This is a genomic window from Staphylococcus sp. GDY8P131P (assembly GCF_017891975.1).
GTDB lineage: Bacteria > Bacillota > Bacilli > Staphylococcales > Staphylococcaceae > Staphylococcus > Staphylococcus nepalensis.
The window spans coordinates 1-23326 of record NZ_JAESKF010000006.1; the positions used below are offsets into that span (position 1 = coordinate 1).

At 33.9% G+C, this 23326-nt stretch carries 22 protein-coding genes, 1 tRNA gene and 1 other RNA gene; 5 read left to right on the forward strand and 19 right to left on the reverse strand.

The features are described from left to right. Positions 1-191 precede the first annotated feature (191 nt). Positions 192-722 carry a hypothetical protein gene (locus KA894_RS05605; RefSeq protein ID WP_096810648.1) on the reverse strand — a complete coding sequence of 177 codons (531 nt, stop codon included), beginning with the start codon at positions 720-722 and terminating at the stop codon, positions 192-194. 252 nt (positions 723-974) lie between these two features. On the opposite strand from KA894_RS05605, the gene KA894_RS05610 reads away from it, so the two are divergent. Further along, complete coding sequence (locus KA894_RS05610; RefSeq protein WP_207606565.1) at positions 975-1934, forward strand: thermonuclease family protein; 960 nt, start codon at positions 975-977, stop codon at positions 1932-1934. 361 nt (positions 1935-2295) lie between these two features. Here KA894_RS05610 and KA894_RS05615 read toward each other — a convergent pair whose 3' ends face one another. From KA894_RS05615 to KA894_RS05675, 13 genes are all read right to left on the reverse strand, one after another. Further along, on the reverse strand, positions 2296-2766 hold the full coding sequence (locus tag KA894_RS05615) for a DinB family protein (protein ID WP_107643938.1): 471 nt from the start codon (positions 2764-2766) through the stop codon (positions 2296-2298). A gap of 188 nt (positions 2767-2954) precedes the next feature. Further along, positions 2955-3314: a transfer-messenger RNA gene (ssrA, locus tag KA894_RS05620) on the reverse strand. A 101-nt stretch (positions 3315-3415) separates the two neighbouring features. Beyond that, positions 3416-3880, reverse strand: coding sequence for an SsrA-binding protein SmpB (gene smpB / locus KA894_RS05625; RefSeq protein ID WP_096810651.1), 465 nt, complete (start codon positions 3878-3880; stop codon positions 3416-3418). A gap of 22 nt (positions 3881-3902) precedes the next feature. Next, on the reverse strand, positions 3903-6275 hold the full coding sequence (rnr, locus tag KA894_RS05630; RefSeq protein WP_119488117.1) for a ribonuclease R: 2373 nt from the start codon (positions 6273-6275) through the stop codon (positions 3903-3905). 35 nt (positions 6276-6310) lie between these two features. Next, positions 6311-7051, reverse strand: a complete 741-nt coding sequence (locus KA894_RS05635; protein ID WP_096810653.1) for an alpha/beta hydrolase — start codon at positions 7049-7051, stop codon at positions 6311-6313. Positions 7052-7186: 135 nt separating this feature from the next. After that, positions 7187-7420, reverse strand: coding sequence for a preprotein translocase subunit SecG (secG, locus tag KA894_RS05640; RefSeq protein WP_019469442.1), 234 nt, complete (start codon positions 7418-7420; stop codon positions 7187-7189). 68 nt (positions 7421-7488) lie between these two features. Continuing rightward, positions 7489-7950: a hypothetical protein gene (locus KA894_RS05645; RefSeq protein WP_119488118.1), complete on the reverse strand. Its 462-nt coding sequence runs from the start codon at positions 7948-7950 to the stop codon at positions 7489-7491. Between the two features lie 646 nt (positions 7951-8596). Continuing rightward, complete coding sequence (eno, locus tag KA894_RS05650) at positions 8597-9901, reverse strand: surface-displayed alpha-enolase (protein WP_096810655.1); 1305 nt, start codon at positions 9899-9901, stop codon at positions 8597-8599. 194 nt (positions 9902-10095) lie between these two features. Then, complete coding sequence (gpmI, locus tag KA894_RS05655; RefSeq protein ID WP_103372938.1) at positions 10096-11613, reverse strand: 2,3-bisphosphoglycerate-independent phosphoglycerate mutase; 1518 nt, start codon at positions 11611-11613, stop codon at positions 10096-10098. A 1-nt stretch (position 11614) separates the two neighbouring features. Continuing rightward, entirely contained in the window at positions 11615-12376 is a 762-nt protein-coding gene (tpiA, locus tag KA894_RS05660) for a triose-phosphate isomerase (protein ID WP_119488119.1), read from the reverse strand. A 70-nt stretch (positions 12377-12446) separates the two neighbouring features. Then, positions 12447-13637 (reverse strand): phosphoglycerate kinase, encoded by a 1191-nt coding sequence (locus KA894_RS05665; RefSeq protein ID WP_103372936.1) that lies wholly within the window; start codon positions 13635-13637, stop codon positions 12447-12449. 131 nt (positions 13638-13768) lie between these two features. Beyond that, positions 13769-14776, reverse strand: coding sequence for a type I glyceraldehyde-3-phosphate dehydrogenase (gene gap, locus KA894_RS05670; protein ID WP_096810659.1), 1008 nt, complete (start codon positions 14774-14776; stop codon positions 13769-13771). Positions 14777-14815: 39 nt separating this feature from the next. After that, on the reverse strand, positions 14816-15844 hold the full coding sequence (locus KA894_RS05675; RefSeq protein ID WP_096810660.1) for a sugar-binding transcriptional regulator: 1029 nt from the start codon (positions 15842-15844) through the stop codon (positions 14816-14818). Between the two features lie 359 nt (positions 15845-16203). On the opposite strand from KA894_RS05675, the gene KA894_RS05680 reads away from it, so the two are divergent. Beyond that, entirely contained in the window at positions 16204-16437 is a 234-nt protein-coding gene (locus KA894_RS05680) for a hypothetical protein (protein WP_232514181.1), read from the forward strand. Between the two features lie 247 nt (positions 16438-16684). Here the strand turns inward: KA894_RS05680 and KA894_RS05685 are convergent, their stop codons facing one another. Continuing rightward, entirely contained in the window at positions 16685-17365 is a 681-nt protein-coding gene (locus KA894_RS05685; RefSeq protein WP_210133817.1) for a DUF4887 domain-containing protein, read from the reverse strand. 275 nt (positions 17366-17640) lie between these two features. On the opposite strand from KA894_RS05685, the gene KA894_RS05690 reads away from it, so the two are divergent. After that, positions 17641-17832: a hypothetical protein gene (locus KA894_RS05690; RefSeq protein ID WP_210133820.1), complete on the forward strand. Its 192-nt coding sequence runs from the start codon at positions 17641-17643 to the stop codon at positions 17830-17832. A gap of 368 nt (positions 17833-18200) precedes the next feature. After that, entirely contained in the window at positions 18201-19097 is an 897-nt protein-coding gene (locus KA894_RS05695) for a TIGR01777 family oxidoreductase (RefSeq protein WP_096810664.1), read from the forward strand. Positions 19098-19606: 509 nt separating this feature from the next. Here the strand turns inward: KA894_RS05695 and clpP are convergent. Beyond that, positions 19607-20191, reverse strand: coding sequence for an ATP-dependent Clp endopeptidase proteolytic subunit ClpP (gene clpP / locus KA894_RS05700; RefSeq protein ID WP_096810665.1), 585 nt, complete (start codon positions 20189-20191; stop codon positions 19607-19609). Positions 20192-20342: 151 nt separating this feature from the next. Between clpP and KA894_RS05705 the strand changes: the two genes are divergently transcribed. Then, positions 20343-20414, forward strand: a tRNA-Arg gene (locus KA894_RS05705). 285 nt (positions 20415-20699) lie between these two features. Here the strand turns inward: KA894_RS05705 and KA894_RS05710 are convergent. The 3 genes from KA894_RS05710 to whiA all read right to left on the reverse strand — a co-directional run bounded on the left by KA894_RS05710 (position 20700) and on the right by whiA (position 23326). Continuing rightward, the gene (locus KA894_RS05710) at positions 20700-20918 is read right to left on the reverse strand and encodes a hypothetical protein (protein ID WP_096810666.1); all 219 of its coding nucleotides are present in this window, start codon (positions 20916-20918) and stop codon (positions 20700-20702) included. A gap of 138 nt (positions 20919-21056) precedes the next feature. Then, positions 21057-21902: a YitT family protein gene (locus tag KA894_RS05715; protein ID WP_096810667.1), complete on the reverse strand. Its 846-nt coding sequence runs from the start codon at positions 21900-21902 to the stop codon at positions 21057-21059. A gap of 479 nt (positions 21903-22381) precedes the next feature. Next, on the reverse strand, positions 22382-23326 hold the full coding sequence (gene whiA, locus KA894_RS05720) for a DNA-binding protein WhiA (protein WP_210133823.1): 945 nt from the start codon (positions 23324-23326) through the stop codon (positions 22382-22384).

Here is a 23326-nt window from a genome sequence, read left to right on the forward strand (position 1 = left end):
AGTCCTGTTTAGTATAGAGCCTATTTATTTTGTTATCATTAATCTTTTAGCTCATCTTAATTGATGGGCTTATTTTTTATGTAATATCCTCCAAATTATGTTTGCTTAATCCAGTTTCTTAAATATAAATGAATACTATTTCACACATTTTCACTTTATAAAAAACCCTACCTTAACAGGTAGAGTTAAAATTAATCTTCTATAAATTGAAGTTCATATATTGTCTTGTTTTTATACATATTAAATTCGTCCAACTTGCCATTCAATGTCAGTGTATGTTGTTTTCTACTGACATTATGACGGTAAGATATTCTAATATTTATATTAGACTCATATCCATTATTTTGGATTGTGCTTTCAAATTCTTCAAATACTTCTTTGTTTACAGGTAAAAGATAACTTTCTTTACTTGGTAACATATTTACATATTTTTCTTGTATAACTTTTTCACCATCTAATAAAATCTCAATTTTTATCTTTTTAGCAGCACCGCCGCCCAAGTTATATAATTTTAAATAATCTTCATGATCAGTAATGTCAGTTGACATATTTTTCATGGTAAGCTCGTCTTCTTCATTTAGTTCAAGCAATACTTGGTTAAAACCTAAAGCTGGAATAAAGCCGATTTTCATTTGGTACAGTTGCAAAGTGACTGAAACAAAATAGAATAATGCCATTATAAATGTGCCTATAGAACCTATTGCTGAAATTAAATTTATCATAGAATTTCCCCTTTTATATTTTCAGGAGACAGTAGTAGGACTGTAAATATAACACATATCTATAAAAATATCGCCTCTAAAAGTTAAAAACGATTGATTAATTGATGAACACTTTACAATAATAATATACATACCATAATTCTAATTGACTATAAATAATTAACATTTCAAATAATACTATAATTATTCTTACTAATTATTTTTTAGTATAGTACAATAATTTTATACAAATATAATTTAGAGGAGACACATATGAAAAAATTACTATTTTTATTATTAGCAAGTTTTTTGGTTTTATCTGCATGTGGTGATAACGAACAAAGTAAATCAGAAGATAAGAAGGAAAACCAATCATCATCAAAAGATGCTGAAAAAGGAGAGAATAAAGAAGAAAACAAACAAAAAGAAATTACTAAAAAAGAAAACTCTAAAGAATCTGAAGATAAAACAACTTTAAAATCTTCAAATGATGAAGATCAATCTGAAACGAAAAATGATCAACAGAAAAGTGAAGACAAAAAAGAAAACAAACCTAAACCGGGCACTACAGATAAGATACCAGTTGAATTAGCCTCTACTGTTGATGGTGATACTGCTAAATTTATATATGAAGAAACCAAAGCATCTTTTAGATTTTTACTAATTGACACACCTGAAACTAAACACCCAAGCGTAGGCAAGCAACCATTTGGCCAAGAAGCCTCAGATAGAACCGCAGAATTACTAAATAATGCTGAAAAAATAGAAGTAGAATTTGATGTTGGAGAAAAGCAAGATAAATACGGAAGAAATTTAGCTTACATATATGTAGATGGAGACATGTTAAATAATATATTAGTAAGAGAAGGTTTAGCAAAAGTAGCTTACGTTTACCCTCCAAATACTAGATATTTGACAGAGTTAGAAAATTCACAAGAACAAGCAAAATCAGAAAAAATAGGCATTTGGAGTTTAAATTCTGCATTTGAAGAACAAAACAATACTCAAAATCAAGCAAAGACAGAAAACAATTCTAATTCCGACCCTACTTCAAGTAATAATTTTAATGACGACACCGAAGATAATACCAATTCAACAACTGAAAATACTACAACTTTCCCAAATTGTACAGCGCTACGTCAGGTTTATCCAGAAGGCGTTCCACAAGATCATCCTGCATATGAGTCAAAACACGATAGAGATAAAGATGGCTATGCATGTGAAGTGAGTTAATTTTCAAAGGGCATCGTGATGATGTCCTATTTTTTATCTGTTTCAGAATTGCAAAAATTAGACTTTTTATTAAAAATGATAAATAGGTGTAATGAAAGTTAGGCGTTTAAATTTATTTTAGATTTGAGCAAGGCGTCTATAAGAACTGATGAGCATCGATGAAAAGATTGAATTTGATTTTATAAATAGCGTACGTGAAGATTGATTATAGAATTAACACCAAGCGTTAACCTTATCATAATCACGCACAGATTAGGCCATTTTTATTGATGAAGTAAATTCACAATATAGTCATTTGTATCTGAATATGCAAAAAATTATAAAATGTTTATAGCCACTGCCTAATATTGGGCAGTGGTTTTTAATTTAATTTATTAATCATAGATTTTAATAATACAATTTGACCAAAGTGTCGATTAGTATGAATAATAGCAAAATGTATAGATTGATTAAAATTTTCCATATAAACGTCTACATCTTTAAGTACAATTGGTTCATTTCTATCTTTCTTTAATTGTTTTTCTAAAGCATTAAGAATTCTATCAAGTTGTTCATCTAATAATTTTTTTAGTTCGGTAAAAGAAGGTTCATAACCATCAAAATCTTTTGGTGATGTTCCCCACAAAAAATATTTTGCAGGCGTTTGATCTAAAACATTTTCCCCATTAATAGTTTCAAATACTAAAAAATCATTCAATAAAATTAAATGACCTAATTGCCATTTGATATTATTATTAGCAACGTTTGGTTGATAAGTAGCTATTTCCTCATCTATGTCTCTTATATGCTTTTTTAATAAATTATATGAAGCTTGGATTTGCTCTTTAATCATTTTTTATAACTCCTCATTTGAAATATTTGATATTAAATACATTCTAGGGTTAAAACAATATCATTTATGTTTATTTATCACAAAGTAATAACTACAAATTTGTAACGTACTTTTTTATAAGCAAGGCAAATCTGTGTTAATACCATGGCAATTAAAAAAGCTCTCAACCACTTGGGCTGAGAGCTCTGTAATGGAGACGGCGGGATTCGAACCCGCGTCCAGAGGTCCTGATACTAATCTTTCTACGTGTGTAGTCTATCAAGGCATTTCGCACAATGTTAGGTGATAGACAGCCGACATTGTGCTAGCTTGGTTAATCTCTTCTAGGCAGACTTCAAGCGGCAGTACCTAGCGTATCCTATTAAAGTTGAATCGCGTTAACTGCACATAGGAAATGCAGTTAGGCGATGCAGAGTGCTATTACGCAGCTACTGCGAAATTATTGTTTGATTTGTCAGTTAATTTTTAACTGTGTGTGTTGGTGCGGAGACAACCCTCCGACACGCTTAACCAGCTCGGGGACCCCTGTCGAATCCAAAAACGTCCCCCTAATAATATAATGTACTTTCTGCAGACTTTAAACTATACATCTTTTTCAGAAAGCACATATTATATTACCAAAGATCGGTGTCTTTGGCAATATTTTCGCTTAATAACGCGCTTTAAGTGCTCTATCTACATCACGTTTCATTGCTTTTTCTTTCAATGCTTGACGTTTATCATGTCTTTTCTTACCTCTTGCAACGCCAAGTAAGACTTTACATTGACCGTGTTTTAAATAGAGTTTTAAAGGGATAATTGAGTAACCAATTTCTCTTGTACGTTCGCCTAATTTCAATATTTCACGTTTGTGTAATAGGAGTTTACGTGAACGACGAGGGTCATGGTTAAATCGATTACCTTCTTCATATGGAGCAATGTGCATATTGTTTAAAAATATTTCGCCACGATTTACTTGCGCATAGCTATCTTTAAGGTTTGCACTGCCACGACGAATGGACTTGATTTCCGTCCCTTTTAACACAATGCCCGCTTCAACCGTATCTTCAATATTAAAATCATGTCTTGCTTTACGATTTTCAGCTAACGTTCCTGGTGATTTTTTCTTTGGCATTGAGTTTCACCTCTTTGTTGAATTATTTTTTCTTCTTACGAGCTTTATTTTTAACCTTTTTATCTTTATAAAATGGTTTATGTTTTGTATTGCCACTAGTTTGTTTGTTTTTATTTCGCTGATTTTTACCTTTACGTTGTTTTTTCTTACCTTTTTTATCGTCATTGGATTTATCTAGTGACTTACCAAGTGGTTTAGCTTGGATCGTCTTACCACGTGAAGGTTGTTGGCTACGTTCTTTTCTAGGTAACGGCATACCGACGATTTGAAAATCAATCATGCGTTCATCTACATCGACATTAACTACTTTAATATTAACGGGATCGCCAATGCGGAATACTTTAGCTTGTCGTTCACCTATCATTGCCATTTGACGTTCATCGAAGTTATAGTAATCATCCGTCATGTCTGATACGTGTACCATGCCCTCAATGGTGTTTGGCAATTCAATAAACATACCAAAATTAGCTACAGAACTAATGATACCTTCATATTCTTCTCCAATATGTTGAACCATGTATTCTGCTTTCTTCAATTCATCTGTGTCACGTTCTGCTTCAATCGCTCTACGTTCTCTTTGAGATGTGTGGTCTGCGATTTCTGGTAGCAGTTCTTCCCATTTATTAAGTTCTTTATCATCCATCGTTTTATCAACAAGATATTTACGGATGAGTCTATGAACTATTAAATCTGGGTATCTACGTATAGGCGATGTAAAGTGTGTATAGTGCTCGGCAGATAAGCCAAAATGCCCTAAATTGACATCATCATAACGTGCTTGTTGCATTGACCGTAACATCATAGTAGAAATGACCATTTGTTCCGGTTGACCTTCTACTTCTTGTTGGATTTTTTGTAAAGTAGATGGGTGAATTTCTTCGCCAGTACCTTTGATCATTATTCCAAAATTAGTAATAAAATCAAAGAATTGACGTAGACGTTCTGATTTAGGTTGTTCGTGTACACGGTATATGAACGGTACATCTAAACGATCAAAATGTTCTGCTATTGTTTCATTGGCAGCTAACATAAATGATTCAATAAGACGTTCGCCTTCGCCACGTTCTCTTAATTCAACATCAGTAGGTATACCTTCTTCATTTACAAGTACTTTTGCTTCACTGATATCGAAATCTATTTCACCGCGGCGTTTTCTCATATTGATTAAGCGTTCAGATAAATCTTTTGCTAAATCAAGCATTGGTGTCACTTCGTTATATTTATCGCGCGTCTCTTTATTTTGATCTGTAATAATTTCGTTTACTTCATCGTAAGTCATACGATAATTTGAGTGAATGACACTATCAAAGATTTCATGATTAACGACATCGCCACGTTCATCTAACTCCATCTGGCAACTTAATGTTAATCTATCTACATTTGGATTTAATGAACAGATGCCGTTACTGAGTCGATGTGGAATCATAGGGATTACGCGATCCACTAAATAAACACTCGTTGCACGATCGTATGCTTCTTCATTTAGCGCTGAGCCTTCTGTTACATAGTAACTGACATCTGCAATGCTGACTGTTAATTGTGTATGACCGTTCTCTAGTTTTTTCACACTAATTGCATCGTCCAAGTCTTTAGCATCTGCACCGTCAATCGTAATCGTTAGTTCATCTCTTAAATCACGACGGCCTTCTATTTCAGATGGTTTAATCTCATCTGGTACTGCTTCAGCTTCTTCTAACACTTTATCTGGAAATTCAATTTCGATACCATGTTGATAGATGATAGATAAAATATCTACGCCTGGATCGTTTTTATGGCCTAAAATAGCTGAAACTTGTCCTTCTGGATTATCTGTGCCATCTGCATATTTAGTAATCTGTACTAATACTTTATGTCCATCTACAGCGCCTAGGTTATGACCTTTCGGAATAAATACATCTTGCATGATACGTTTATCGTCGGGTAGTACAAAACCAAAGTGTCTTGCTTCACTATACGTACCTACGACTTGAGTGACGGAGTGTTTCTCAATTGATTTAACTTCTCCTTCAAGTTTACCTTTATGTTCACCCTTAGAGTGTTGTAATTCGACAAGTACAGTGTCTCCATCCATTGCACGATTAATCTTAGTTGGTGGGATAAAGATATCATCTGTATCACCATCTTCTGGACGTAAAAACGCAAAGCCTTTTTTATTTTGGCTTAATGTTCCTCTAATTAATTCGGATTGTTTTGATTTTTTAGATTCCTTACGTTGGTACCTATCTGTCTTTGTACGTTGAATTAACCCGGTTTGTTCTAATTCAACGAGCACCTTGATTAAGTCTCTAAATGAGTCGGCACTGTTTAAACCTAATGCATCTTGAAAATCAGATACAGACATGGGTTCATAATCTGGTTGTTTGATAATTTCTTCAATGGATTGCTTTAAATTCATTATGCCCCTCCTTTCTATAATTAAATACTATAAATTTATTTTGACCAATCTAATGATTCTAAATATTGGTATATATCTTCAAAAACTGTTTCTTTTTCTTTATCTATTGTGATGACATGTCCTGAATTCGCATACCATTTAATATCTTTCTCATCTGATTCGCTCTCATTGTATATAATGTTTGCAGAATCGGTATTAATCATTTGATCTTGTTCACCTTGTATAACGAGTAAAGGATCCATCACTTCGTCTACTTGGTCTCTTACACTTTGAATTTGTTCTTGTAAATCTTTTAAAGTGTCTGTGGGGTGAAATACATCCATTTCTTTTTCAATTGTAGCTTCATCTTTTCCCTCGTATTTTTTAAAATTACGGGCATACTCTAAAACACCATCAAACATTGCGCCTTCTGTCTTGATATGCATAGGCGTACACATTGTTATAATACCCTTTACATCTCTGTCTAAGCTTATTTTTAACGCATAGCAACCGCCTAGAGATAAACCTGCTACAACGATTTCATCATATCCTTTATCCACAAGAAATTGGTACCCGTCTATCGCATCTTTATACCACGCAAATGGACTTGATTGCAATATTTCTTCGGGTGGTGCAGCATGACCATCATATTGTGGTGCGTAAGATGTATAACCTTTTTTCTGTAAGAATCTACCTAATTGTCTTACATCTGAAGAATTTCCTGTAAAACCGTGTAAAAGTAATACAGCACGATTGCCTTCTTCAAAAAAGAATGGCTCTGGTAATTTAATTTGCATCGTGGTTCAACCCTTTCGTCCTAGCAATTGATTTAATATGAATCATACTCAAAGTATATTCCCTAAATTTAATCATTTAAAAAGTCGGGTAATACTATTATAAATAAAAAAGCCCGACTTTAACATTGTCGGACCTTATAAACCAAAATAACTTATGCCTAACATTAACAAGAAGAAAATGACAGACAATACAATTGTTAATCTATGCAAGAATAAATCAACGCCACGTTGTTTTTGTTTACCAAATAACTGTTCGGCGCCACCGCTTATCGCACCTGATAGTCCATTACTTTTACCTTCTTGGAGTAATACAACAGTCACTAATGCAATACAATCTAATATTAAAATGATCATGAAAAATGTATGCATAAAAATTGTCCTCCATTCATTATATACGCACCGCATTATATCACACGTTTAACTTGTTTAGCAAACTTCTATCTATTAAAAGTACTTTTACGCTTGATAGACACGACTAACATGTAAACTGCTAAGACGAATGACATAATCAATACTATTGTTAACGGTAAGATATTCACCATTGATTTGACATCTAATATTGCTTCGAAAACTGCGTTGATATTAACTAAGTTATATAGAATTTGTGAAGCGAATACTGCAAACATAAACCACCACAAGTATGTATGCCTGTTCCAAATTGCAATAATCCCCGTTAAATTGGCTATTACATACATAACACCTGTAAATTGAAAACTGTTTTTTATAACACCAATAGCATTTTCGGAAGGTTTTTGTTTACTATTTATTAACAGTTGCTTCACTACACTATCGTCTAAAATGAGAAATAAATGTATTGCATAAAGAATCGCAATGATTAATGAACTGTAAGCAATCAAATGACCAGTTCTAACTTCTTTTGTTTCAGGTTTTGCATTCATAATCAGTCCATGCTCCTTCTATAATTTACACTACTAATTATATCAGTTTCACTAACAAAGATGAACAAATTAAGTAAATAAGTAAACTAAAATCATATGCACTCGTAATATTTTTTACTTTGGATACCACATAAAACTGAGGATACAAACATTCATCCACTTATATCTATAAACTGTATGCACAAAAGGGAACGGGACTTTAAATTACTGCCACATTAATGATTAATGGCAGGGACAATTAATTTCCTCCCGACTCAAACTTTTCTCTTATGCAATAACTTGACTATTGCGTAAGCTCTACTACGGAGGGGGACAGAAATCTAATTTATTAAAAAGATTTCGTCTCCCATCCCGGCAAAGATGACTAGATTAAAAGGGATAAAGGATTTATTTGAGCTAAAACTCATACATAAATATCATTAACTCAATAAATTGAGCAAGTTCTTTCATTGGTTACAATAGCCTTGCTATTGCATAAGTCCTACTAAGCTCAATTTTCAATTGAGCAAGTTCTTTCGCTGTTTACAATAGCTTTGCCATTGCATAAGCCCCACTAACTCAATAATTTGAGAAGTGGAGCTTTAAAAAAACACGCAAGTCAAATGACTTGCGTGTTAGCGCGTGAACTCTTTATTTAAGATAAATATTATTTATCTAAGTTGTAAAATGATTTGATACCGTCAAATTTGCCTGTTTCGAATAATTCATCTTCAATACGTAATAATTGATTGTATTTAGCAATACGATCTGTTCTTGATAATGAACCAGTTTTGATTTGACCAGCATTTGTAGCCACTGCAATATCAGAGATTGTAGTATCTTCAGTTTCACCAGAACGGTGGGATACAACTGCTGTATAACCAGCTTTTTGAGCCATTTCAATAGCATCAAATGTCTCGGTTAATGTACCAATTTGGTTAACTTTGATTAAGATAGAGTTACCGATACCTTTTTCGATACCTTCTGATAATTTAACAGTATTTGTAACGAATAAATCGTCACCGACTAATTGAACTTTATCACCGATACGATCAGTTAATACTTTCCAACCATCCCAGTCATTTTCATCCATACCATCTTCAATTGAGATGATTGGATATTTGTTAACTAATTCTTCTAAGTAGTCAACTTGTTGTTCTGCAGTAAGTTTAGAACCATTTTCACCTTCAAATTTAGCGTAGTTGTAAACGCCGTCTTCAAAGAATTCTGATGAAGCACAGTCAAAACCTAAGAATACATCTTTACCAGGCTCTAAGCCAACTGCTTTAATCGCTTCTAAAATAGTTTCTACAGCATCTTCAGTGCCTTCAAATTTAGGAGCGAAACCACCTTCGTCGCCTACTGCTGTTTCTAAACCACGGTTTTTAAGGATTGATTTTAAGTTGTGGAAGATTTCCGCTCCCCAACGCAATGATTCTTTAAATGTTTCAGCACCAACTGGTAAGATCATAAACTCTTGGAATGCGATTGGCGCATCAGAGTGAGAACCACCATTTACAATGTTCATCATTGGAACTGGTAATTGTTTACCGTTGAATCCACCTAAATATTTATAAAGTGGTTGGCCTAATAAATCAGCTGCTGCACGAGCTACTGCAATAGAAACACCAAGAATAGCGTTCGCACCTAATTTACCTTTGTTTTCAGTGCCATCTAATTGAATCATCATTTTATCAATAGAAACTTGTTCTAATACTGAAAACTCACCTTCAACTAATTCTGGTGCAATAATTTCGTTAACATTTTCAACTGCTTTAGTTACACCTTTACCTAAATAACGTGATTTGTCTCCGTCACGTAATTCTACCGCTTCGTGTTCACCAGTAGACGCACCTGATGGTACAAGTGTACGACCAAATGCGCCACTTTCAGTTAATACTTCTACTTCAACTGTTGGGTTACCACGTGAGTCAAGGACTTCGCGAGCGTAAACATCTGTAATAATTGGCATGTTTGTAATCTCCTTTTTAATAAGTAGTTTAGAAATATTAAATTTCATCTTCATTATAGCCATAAATGCTATAAATACAAATAATTTAATTATTTTCTTTTAATTTTGCGTGCCATACGTTTTACAAACATTTTATAACATATGACACGTTGTTATACTTTTTACTAAGCAATCATTTAAATTTTCGCATTGTATTAATGTTTAATTAATGATTCACCAGTCATGTCTTCGGGCTGCTTTACGTTTAACAAATCTAATAATGTTGGTGCTAAATCACCAAGACGTCCTGTTTCGCGTAAATCTGCGCCTTCTTTAGTAACAATAACTGGTACTGGGTTCGTTGTATGTGTTGTCATTGGTTGTTCATCGTCAGTCAACACCATATCCGAGTTACCATGGTCAGCTGTAACAATCGCATGACCGCCCATATCAATGATTTTGTCTACAACTTCACCTAGACATTCATCAACTGCTTCAATCGCTTTAATTGTTGGTTCAAGCATACCGCTATGACCAACCATATCAGGATTAGCAAAGTTTAATAGGATTAAATCTAAATCACCTTTATCTAACTCTTCAATAAGTGCGTCTTTGACTTCATAAGCACTCATTTCTGGTTTAAGGTCATAAGTTGCAACTTTAGGTGAATCAATTAAACGACGACGTTCACCTTCAAATTCATCATTGCGACCCCCGCTCATAAAATAAGTTACATGTGGGAATTTTTCTGTCTCAGCAATACGTAATTGTTTGAGACCATTATCTTGTGCAACTTCACCAATTGTATTTGTTAAATCTACTTTTTCAAATACAATTTCTGCGTCAACATTATCGTTGTATTTTGTAAACGTTGCATAGAATAAGTCATTTACTTGCTCGACTTTAAAGCCTTCAAATGCTTTATCTGTAAAGATTTCAGACAATTGTCCAGCTCTGTCAGGACGGAAATTATAAAAGATAACTGCGTCTCCATCGTTTACACCGTTATTTTGGTCTTTAACAATGAATGGTTCAACAAATTCATCAGTTAAGTCTTTAGCATAGTTTGCTTCCACGCCAGCTTTAGCTGAATCAAATGTTTCTCCGCCAAAGTTACGAATTGCATTATAAGCTTTTTCTTCTCTATCCCAACGTTTATCACGGTCCATTGCATAATAGCGTCCAGATACTGAGGCAAATTGCCCAATACCAAGTTCATTAAATTTGGCTTCAGTTTCTTCGATATATTTTAATGCTGATTTTTGATCTACATCGCGTCCATCTAAGAATGCGTGAACATAAACTTTTTCGACACCTTGCTTTTTAGCTAATTCAAGTAAAGCGAATAAATGTTTATAATGACTGTGTACGCCACCATCTGATAATAAACCAAAGATATGGAGCGCTGAATCATTACTTTTTGTGTGTTGAATGGCGTTGTTTAATACATCGTTTTCAAAGAAGTCGCCATCTTCAATAGATTTATTGATGCGTGTTAAACTTTGATAAACAATTCGTCCAGCGCCGATATTCATATGTCCAACTTCTGAATTACCCATTTGACCTTCAGGGAGTCCAACATCCAAACCACTTGCTTCAATTTGTGTTGTTGGATACTTACTATAATAACGGTCAAAGTTAGGTTTATTAGCTAGTTTTACAGCATTACCGTGTTCGCTTGCTCTGTTTGCAAAACCATCTAAAATAATTAATGCAGTTGGTTGTTTAGCCATATTATTTTGCACCTTCTAACAATTGTACAAAATCATCCACTTTAAGTGACGCGCCGCCTACTAATGCGCCATCAATGTCTGATTCTGCCATGTATTCTTTAATGTTGTTAGGTTTTACACTACCGCCATATTGAATACGTGTTGCATCGGCAACTGCTTGGCCTGATAAGTCAGCAATTGTTTCTCTTACAAATGCACACATTTCGTTTGCGTCTGTTGCAGTAGAAGATTTACCAGTACCGATTGCCCAAATCGGTTCATAAGCAATTACCACTTGTTTTAATTGTTCATCTGATAAGCCTTCAACTGCTTTTTTCACTTGATTGCTGACAATTTCGTTAGCTTTTCCACTTTCGCGTTCTTCATCAGTTTCACCAACACAAATAATTGGTGTCATACCATGATTGAATACAGCATGTGCTTTTTTATTAATATCTTCGTCAGTTTCGTGGAAAATTTCACGACGTTCTGAGTGTCCAATGACCACATATTTTACACCTAAGTCAGCTAATGCTACTGGTGATGTTTCACCAGTGAAAGCACCATCATCTTCATAGAATGCGTTTTGCGCACCAATTTGTAAACCTTGTGCTTTTCCTTCATTAACCAATGTAACTAAAGCGTCTAATTGAATTGTTGGAGCACAAATTACTGATTCTACCTCTTTTGTATCTGGTAATGCTGGTAATTCGTTAATAAAATCTTTAGCTTCTTGAACTGTTTTATTCATTTTCCAGTTACCCGCAATAATTGGTTTTCTCATTATATACACTCCTATTAGTAAATTATGATTAATTTCTGTTTAACCATGTCTAGCTTTTTTAATCAAACGATTATTTATTAGCAATCGCAACGACACCTGGTAATTCTTTACCTTCAAGATATTCTAATGATGCGCCACCGCCTGTTGAAATGTGACTGAAATCATCAGCGTATCCTAGCGAAATAGCTGCTGCAGCTGAGTCGCCACCACCGATGATTGTGTTCGCATCTTTCATTTCAGCGATTGCTTCACAAACACCAATTGTACCTTTAGCAAAGTTACTAAATTCAAATACACCCATAGGTCCATTCCACACCACTGTATGCGCACCTTGTAATTGTTCTTTGAATAGTTCCACTGTTTTTGGACCTACATCCATTGCTTCTTGATCTGCAGGGATATCATCTACAGAAACTTCTGTAATTACCGCGTCATTTGAAAATTCTTTCGCCACTTTACAATCAACAGGTAAAACAATTTGATCACCAGATTTTTCTAGTAATTCTTTAGCAAAGTCAACTTTATCTTCTTCTAATAATGATAAACCAATTTCTTTACCTTGTGCTTTAAAGAATGTGTATGACATACCGCCACCGATAAGTACTTTGTCTGCAATTTTCAATAAGTTAGTAATGACGCCAATTTTATCTGAAACTTTAGCGCCACCAAGAATTGCAACTACAGGTTTATCAGGGTTTTCTACGACGCCACCTATATATCTAATTTCTTTCTCCATTAAGTAACCTGCAACAGTTTCTAAGTGAGCTGCAATACCTACGTTAGAAGCATGTTCACGATGTGCGGTTCCAAATGCATCATTTACGAACACATCGCCAAGTGATGCCCAATATTTACCTAATTCAGGGTCATTTTTAGATTCTTTTTTACCATCTAAATCTTCAAAACGTGTATTTTCTACTAAAAGTACGTCGCCTTCATTTAAACCTTTAATAGATTGTTCTAGTTGCTCGCCGCGTGTTTCAGGAACAAATACAACGTCTTTATTTAGTTTTTCAGATAATGCATTAGCTACTGGTTTTAAAGTCAATTCTGCTTTATCACTTTCTTCTTTAACTTTACCTAAATGAGAGAATAATACGACTTTCCCACCTTGTTCAACAATATATTTAATTGTTGGTAAAGCTTGGACAATGCGATTGTCGTCAGTAATTTCTCCATCTTTCATCGGTACGTTAAAATCCGCACGGACAAGTACAGTTTTACCTTTTAACTCTAAGTCAGATACAATTTTTTTTGCCATAAAATCTTCCTCCTTTAAATGAATGAATAAAGTAAAAATAAGCGGAGAAGCGTTGAGCTCCCCGCTTACTCCTAAGCTTATTAATTCAATTTAACAATGCTAATGCTTGCTAAATTTAAGTTAACGTCACCTTATTTAGCGTGGCTAGCTAAATAGTCTAGTGTACGAACTAATTGTGAAGTGTATGACATTTCGTTATCGTACCAAGCTGCTACTTTAACTAATTGACGGTCGCCAACTGTCATAACACGAGTTTGTGTCGCATCGAATAATGAGCCATAAGTCATGCCGATTACATCAGAAGAAACGATTTCGTCTTCAGTGTAGCCGAATGATTCGTTTGATGCATTTTTCATTGCCTTATTTACGTCTTCGATGTTTACATTTTGTTCTAATACAACTGTTAATTCAGTTAATGAACCAGTTGCAACTGGAACACGTTGCGCTCCACCGTCTAATTTACCATCAATTTCAGGGATTACTAGGCCGATAGCTTTAGCAGCACCTGTTGAGTTAGGGATAATGTTTTCAGCAGCTGCACGTGCACGACGTTTGTCACCTTTTCTATGAGGCGCATCTTGTGTACTTTGGTCACCAGTGTATGCGTGGATTGTAGTCATGAAGCCTTCGATTAAACCGAATTCATCATTTAACACTTTAGCAACTGGAGCTAATGAGTTAGTAGTACATGAAGCACCTGAAACAACTTCTTCAGAACCATCTAAAGTATCGTGGTTAGTGTTGTATACAATTGTTTTCAAGTCACCTTTAGCTGGTGCAGAGATTAATACTTTTTTAGCACCTGCGTTGATGTGCGCTTCTGCTTTTTCTTTTTCTGTGAATAAACCAGTACATTCTAATACTACATCGATATCTAAGTCTCCCCAAGGTAGTTTACTTGGATCTGGTTCTGAGAATGATTTAACTTCTAATCCGTTAACGCGGAAACCGTCTTCTTCAACTTCAACTTCTCCTGTGAAGCGACCTTGTGTAGTGTCATATTTTAATAAATGAGCTAACATTTCATCATCTGTTAAGTCGTTTACTGCTACAACATCGATTCCTTCTACGTCTTGAATTCTTCTGAATGCTAGACGACCAATTCTACCAAAACCATTAATTGCTACTTTAACTGCCATTATAATGGCCTCCTTTAAAATGATATTTAAAAAGTGGAATCACTTTTTATTACTATTGTTAACGATAACGCTTGCCGCACCCTCATCTGTAATTAACACAGTATTTTTAGGCGCAATCGAGAGGTAAGCTTTAATAGCTTCTCCTTTTGATTTACCCCCAGCTACGGCAAAGATAAACTTTTTCGAAACAAGATCTTCTAATTGAAGTCCAATCGTTTTAACTTTGTGAACGATTTGCCCTTGTTCGTCGAAATAATATCCAAATGCTTCTCCCGAGGCATTGTGATGTTGAAGTTTTTCAATAACTTCACTAGGTGATTGACGTCTTCGCGCCATCTTCAGCGCATCACCAATGCCGTGGATTGTAATATTAGCTTCTCTGATTTTCTCTAAGGTGTGTATGACTGATGGTTCTAACATAAGTGTGTTATAAGTGGTTTCACTTACATTATCTGGAACGTATAGCGTTGTATAATCGCCATCAGTCTGCTGCGCCATACTTGCTGCAATAGTATTCGCTTGGTATACAACATTTTCACCAAGGCCACCTCGTGCAGGTACAAAAAATACATCATAAGGTTGATGATGCATGGCTTCACTTACGTACGCCATTGTAGAACCGCCTGTTACTGCAACAGTTGCGTGGTCATACAATACGTCTTCAACGAGTTGTCCAGCCTGTTTCGACAGTTCAATTTTAACTGCTTTGTCAGTATCTGAATCACCTGGAATAACATAGACATCTTTGATGCCGTATTTTTCCTTGATAACTTGTGCAAGTTGATGATCGTCTGAGTAAACATTAAAATAACTGTTTAATTGACGGATGGTCGCTTCGCCAGCATCCGTTATTTCCATACCTGTAGGTTTGACTTTAATTAGTTCCTGTTTCTTCAATACATCAGTCTCAGAACGAAGTACCCTCTCAGTTAAATTCATATATTCGCTTAAACTACGTCTACCTACGGGTTGATATTGAGCAATAGTAGTGAGAATCGAAAAACGACGATACATTTTTTCAACAAGTTCTGGCACTAATTTTTGTTGAATCTTTATCAAGTCTTTCACTACTATCCTCCTCCGTTTCTATATTCAAGGGTCAGGTTCTAACCATAGATTGACTTTTTACGTCCCTGGTGGGACAAAAAAATATAACCTCTTATATTTGCAATAATACTACTATATATTTAAAAAAGCAAGAGAAATACTTATCCATTAATAGAAGCTAATCTAAGTTGTCTTATTTCTCTTTATATACTATAAATTACCCTTTAAGGTTTTCATTAATCATTTTCTCATTATTATTTTAAATATAATATAAAAGCTATCAGATTAAGTAATTTCATTTACGATGTGGATTTCATTGAATCAGTCCCTTAATACGATTAAAATAAATATAAAAATAGTTCATATTTTAGAAGGGAGGGATGCACGTGGCTAATGATAAACATCCGGAAGTGATAGATCCAGACGATAAGCGCTATAAAGATGACGACTATTTTAAACAAAACAAAAACCCATCCCATAAAAATCGTTATCAATCATTTAACTATAATAGACAAGTAGGCTGTCACCTAGGACCATTTGGTTGCCTTGGGGGTTGTGTTTCACTCATACTTTTATTTTCATTAATTTCATATTTAGTTAGTTTATTATTCTAAAACATGAAATTGTACATATAAATTCAATACGTTTTCATTTCTAAAATATGAACTGATTACATCAACCAACTGCTTGCATAAATACTGCTAACTCAATCATTTGAGAGGTGTTGGTGCTTTGCATTTATTACCCAAGTCGCATAAAAAGGCTGAAACATCATTATGTTTCAGCCTTGAATATTGTATTAACAGTAGTGGACTGGAATAAAAATATAAAGCACTTCTTTCAAAGTAACATGCTTCAATTTTAATCATCCTCTGATGATTGTGAACTATCTTCTGAATTTGAATTATTATTTTGGGTAGAGCGTTGTTCTGTATTTTCTTGAGCACTTCGTTGTTGTGTAGAAGGTTCGCTTGTTTTTTCTTCTGTTGACGGTTGAGAGGTTTGTTCCTCTGTTGATGGCTCAGATGTTCGTTCTTCTGTTGTTTTCTCTTCTGTTGATCGTTCTTCTGTTGTTTTCTCTTCTGTTGATCGTTCTTCTGTTGTTTTTTCTTCAGTAGATTGTTCTTCCGTCGTACTTGGTTCTTTTGCTTTTTCAGGTGAGTTGTCCTCTTCAGTCGTTCTTCTTTCTTGTGTTTGGGATTGTTGCGTCTGTTGGGTTTGAGGAACTTGCTGTGTTTGTTGTGTTTGTTGTGTTTGTTGTGTTTCTTGGGATTGCTGTGTCTGTTGTGTTTCTTCAGTTGATTCTTCTGTTTGCTTATCTTTTTGTTCTTTCGTTTTCTCTTTTTTCTTGTCTTTTTCTTCTTGCTTTTGATCTGCTAAACGTTCATTGGCTTTATTCGAATGGTCTACAAAGGCAAAAATTGCGAAAATCAAACCGCCTATGAGTAATAGGACAATGACGCCGCTTATAATTTTTGCAAGACCACTCATTTTTTTCTTGTCTTTTTCATCAAAATCATTATTTTGATTATGTTTAGGCATATGCTCCCCTCACTTCAGCTTATATCAACTCATTATTTTATAATGGCTTTAATTTTATATCAGAACTATATTTTACACCATTTCTTTTATTAAACAACCATATTAACTTCATTTTAATACGGTTGTTACTTTGTTGGCATAACTATAGTAAACTATATATAATGTGCTTTATATTATGTGCTTTAATTTAATAGTAATCTAATTTGAACTGGTGATTCAACACTTTTATTAAATTATTTTACTATACCCTAATCATAACAGGATGTGACTAGATTATGAATAAACAAGACTTATTTAATAATATTAACCAAGACCACCAGTCGAAACCCAAAGGCTTACGTCATATGATGACCGAAAATGATTATGACGATTCTAAATTGCAAATAAGGGCATGTTACAAATTTTTCATATTAACTGTTTTCTTACTTTTTATTGCTTTTGGCATTATTAAACTATTTATTTTATAATATGAAGTGATTCACTTGTATGTGAATACTTCCAATAAGATGATTCATTATCCATCTGATTATTTAATTTTACAAGTATAAATTAAATAGGCCTACACGCTACGCGCATAGGCCTCTACTAAAGGGAGTCAAAATTTTACCTTCGCTAGTATATTATGGGGTATACTCGAAATAATTAAGAGATGATTAATTAATATCGAAGGTACCTTTATTATAACGACATATCATTTGATTTTAAATACATCTATCAGGAAGTAAATGACATATTCTTGAACAAAATTCGAATAAATTTTGTCTTTCAAATCTAAAAGATTGATCTACTTTTAATGTTAGCAATGCTTAACATTACAATTCTATGAGGTGATAAAATGAAACACTATCTAATAACAGGCGGTACAGGTCTAGTAGGCACTCAACTCGTTAACGCTATTAAACAAAGCGACTCACATATAACCATTTTAACAAGACAATCACTTTCAACATCACATCCTAAAATCACATATGTAAATTGGTCGGAACCGAATTGGGAAGATAAAATTCCAGATATTGATATTGTAATCAATTTAGCTGGTGCGAGTTTAAATAAACGATGGACTGCTTCGCACAAACAAAACATTATGTTAAGCCGCTTACAAGCTACTCAAGCATTGTTCGACCTCTTTAAAAACAGACAACAAAAACCATCTATATTCTTTAACGCGAGTGCGGTTGGTTATTATAGACCTGACTTAACACGTACTTACACTGAATTATATCAAACACTCCCATTTGATTTCTTATCAGAAGTCGTTTATCAATGGGAACGACTTGCATGTCAATTCGAAACATTAGGTACACGCGTGATTATTGGCAGATTTGGTATGGTTCTATCAAGTGAAGGGGGTGCTTTGCCACTAATGAAGTTACCCTATGACTTAAATGTAGGTGGAAAAATTGGGACAGGCAGACAATGGTATTCTTGGATTCACATAGAAGATTTAACAAGAGGTATATTATATACGATAAACAACGATAAAGCGTCTGGTGTATATAATTTTACATCACCTATGGCAGAGCATCAGAACATGTTCGGTTACACGTTAGCAAGAGAAGTACATCGACCACATTATACTTGGGTGCCGTCGTTAGCTCTTAGATTAGTCTTAGGAGAAATGTCTACGGTTATTCTCGATACTCAAAAAGTACTACCTAATAAATTACAAGCGATAGACTTTAAATTTAAATATCCAAACCTAAAACTTGCACTTGAAAACTTAGTCCAGTAGGAAGGTAAAAAGTAACTATGAAACATGATCGTTTTTCGCAAATTTTATTATTTATTGCAGGTCTATTACTCATATTGAATAGTGTCTTTGCATTGGAACAATCATTAATAATAATTATAATTTCAATTACTTTGTTCATTTTAGGTTTGTTAACACTGGTTATTGCTTTAATATTATTTTGTAAAAACAAACTGTGTCACCCGAAACAATGTTAGGAAGTGGGATAGAAAGAACACGTGTCGGAAATAATTTTTGTCACTTCCTCCTTGGTTAAGAAGATTAAGTAAAAAACATAAAAATTGAAATGCTTTTGATTCTATACTGTTACTGTCTAAATAATATTCAAAGCCGAGATATTGTTCATGCCCAATCTCTTCCAAAATTGATTATGTTTTAAAAAAGACGAGTCACGTATGGCTAATCCACTACTATTGTTAAACATACATAGGAAAGGATTAGCGCAACAATGTGACTCGTCTTTTTCACTCATTTATTTATAAAATAAATTATTATGATTCTGGTATCATTACTTGATCAATTAAGCCATATTCTTTAGCTTCTTCAGCTGATAAGAAATTATCACGGTCAGTATCTTTTTCAATTTGTTCAATTGATTGACCAGTACGTTCAGCTAAAATTTTATTTAATTTAGCACGTGTTTTTAAAATATGGTTAGCGGCAATTTCAATTTCAGTTGCTTGACCTTGGGCACCGCCTAGTGGTTGGTGAATCATTACTTCAGCATTCGGTAACGCGAAACGTTTACCTTTCGCGCCTGCGGAAAGTAAGAATGAACCCATTGACGCTGCCATACCAATACAAATCGTTTGTACATCTGGTTTAATGTGTTGGATTGTATCATAAATCGCAAATCCGGCAGTTACACTACCACCTGGAGAATTGATATAAAGATAAATATCTTTTTCAGCATCTTGCGCTTGTAAGAATAATAATTGTGATACGATAGAGTTAGCTACATTATCATCGATTTGTGAACCTAACATAATAATACGGTCTTTTAATAAACGTGAGTAAATGTCATAAGCACGTTCCCCACGGTTTGTAGTTTCAATTACTGTAGGTATTAAATTCATTAATATTGCCTCCTTATTTCTAACTGATAAATTTATTTTAACCTAAAAGTCAAATATGGTCAAAAAATAACGCTTGGATTTTCAACAAACCTAAAATATTATTGTTGACCATTCCTCATTTGATTTGTACACTAATATTATTGTTATTTATCCCCTCGTAGTGTAATGGATAACACATAAGATTCCGGTTCTTAGGATAGGGGTTCGATTCCCTTCGAGGGGACTTAAGTATAGGCTATTTAATATTACCGATATCACAATGGATTATAATACTGTGATACCGGTAATATTATGCTTTTCATTATCATACGTTTTAGCTGCGCATCTTCGTAAAATTCTTAACTTATTATACAAATAAACGATTCTTTTAACTCCACAGCCACTCCTATTGCTTAGCAGATAATATATTTTATAGCTTTAGAAAACTTGGAAATAGTGGATAGAATCATATTTTATGGTATGAATTATTTTAAATTACATCATTCTTTTTTATTTTGGTTTGGCCAATTTAATCAGCTTTCCTCACAATTTCTACTTTTATTGACATGATATTATTAACATTAATATATCTATCACTATCTTTTAAATAAAAATAATGATGTCTTTTAATTGCTGTTTCAAATCTTTTTAAAGCTAGTGCCGGGTCTATTTCCCATACATTCTCTACATATTCACAGAAGGCATTACCATCGTTAGCTTCGATTATAAATTTAAAAATATCATTCATCCATAGTCATCCTATATAATCATTATAAATATAATTATCCAACTAATTACGCCTTGATGCAATACAGACGCTCTTGTCAAATAGAAAAATCACTTTATGTTGCATTGCTGAACAAATGAATACAAAAATTTCACCTTTTTATTTCACGTTAATAAATGTACTACCTAAAACATCTCGCACATCGTGGATAACGAGAAAGGCGTTTTCGTCTTCTTCGTGTACGAGTTTTTTCACTCTCGTTACTTGAGACTGGGGTACAACTACATATAGCATGGTTGTATCTGTCTTAGCATAGCCACCTTTCCCGGTTAAGAGCGTTGATCCTCGACCAGTAAAGGTATTAATTTTATCACTGATTACTTCATTCTTACTAGAAATAATTGTCACGCCTTTTTTAGGGTTGAAACCTTCAATTATAAATGACGTTGCGCGCTCAGTGATGAACAGCATAATAATTGTAAATAACACGTGTTTCAATGGCAACACCATTAAAAATGATAAAACAACGATGGCATCTAATATAAAAATACCTTGTGATGTTTTCATTTCTGTGTATTTACTAATGATTTTAGCAATTACAGATGTGCCTCCAAGTGTACTACCTGTTGAGATAACTAAACCAGCACCAATACCGATGATGGCACCACCAAAGACCGAGTTAATAACAAAATTATCGATACCGAGATTAATATTTTCAGTTAAATGTAAAAAGAAAGACAATGCAGTATTTGAAACCACTGTATAAATAGCAACCATTTTACTTAAAAATTTCCAACCAATAAAAACGACAATAGTATTTATTATTAATGACGTCCACGCAGGGGATAAACCAAAGGCATACAGTAAGGAAAGTGATATACCTACCGTACCACCATCACCTAAATCTGATCCAAGTAGGAAGCAGTTTACACCTATCGCATTAATAAATGTCCCCAGCAAGCATAAGATAATATTTTTATAGTGTTTTTTGATAAATGCTGACATTCATTCACCCCTAATCTCTTCGAAAATAAATTACTATTTAAATATAGTATGGATTATATTAAAAAGAGAGCGGAATAGAAATCTTTTATCCAAAAAAGATAACATTATCCCGCCCCTGGCACTATTAGCTAGAAAAACACACAAATTAAAACGCTTGCCTAAGAACTGCTCATTTTCTTATGCATCTTATATGAGATGGGCGCATGCATAAGTATCACTAACTCAATAAAATGGCAAAGTGGTACTTTATAGAACCAATCGTTTTTTAAGTTAAATATGCGTGTATCGTCATTCCAGATAATTACTACCAAAGTGTATATGAAGCTTACATATTAATCTACATGAAAGCTTTATTCACACAAAAACTAATTCAATTATTATAATATTAATGTGTTATATTTATCAATGATATTTTTGCAATTTCTAAAATTGATGTATTCCACTCATGGTAAATTCTGTCGTCACGCATAGTCAAAATGTTATAATTCTATCGTTTCACCACTACGTATTTTATCGGCAATTTCATTTAGTTTTCTTAAACGATGATTTACACCAGATTTTGAAATGGCACCTGACGACATCATTTCACCTAATTCTTTAAGCGAAATTTCTTGATGCTCTATTCTTAACTTAGCTATTTCACGTAGTCTATCAGGTAGGTTATCTAAACCGATTTCTTGATCTATTAATTGAATACTTTCTACTTGTTTCATTGCCGCACTAACTGTTTTATTTAGGTTAGCAGTCTCACAGTTGACCAACCTATTAACAGAATTTCTCATATCTCTAACAATGCGTACATCTTCAAATTTCAGTAAGGCTTGATAACCGCCAATGAGACTTAAGAAATCTGAAATTTTTTCAGCTTCTTTTAAATAAGCTATACTACCTTTTTTACGTTCTAAGTGTTTCGCGTTGAGTTCATATGCATTCATTAGATTCGTAATACCTTCTGAATGATCCTCATATAATGAAAATATTTCCAAATGATAAGAAGAAGTCTCGGGGTTATTAACGGAACCACCAGCCAAAAACGCCCCGCGCAGATAGCTTCTTTTCATTTCATCCTCGCGAATCATAGAAGCGTCGATTTCATGTGTAAAAACTCCATTTTTCAGGATACCTAGCTCATCTAATATTTCTTTAGCACGTGCTTTAATTCTACAAATATAAATATTATTCTTTTTTAATTTCATTTTCTTTCTTACAAGTAGCTCCACTTCAACATTAAACATTTTTTTTATTAACGAGTATATACGTCTTGCTGTTGTAGCATTTTCAGTTTGCACATTAATAACAAATTGTTGGTTGGAAAGACTGAGTGCACCATTCATACGTATGAGCGCACTGAGCTCTGCTTTTGCATTTGTTTCATCTACTTCGATTCTAGTGAGTTCATTTTTCATTTCCGATGCAAAGCTCAT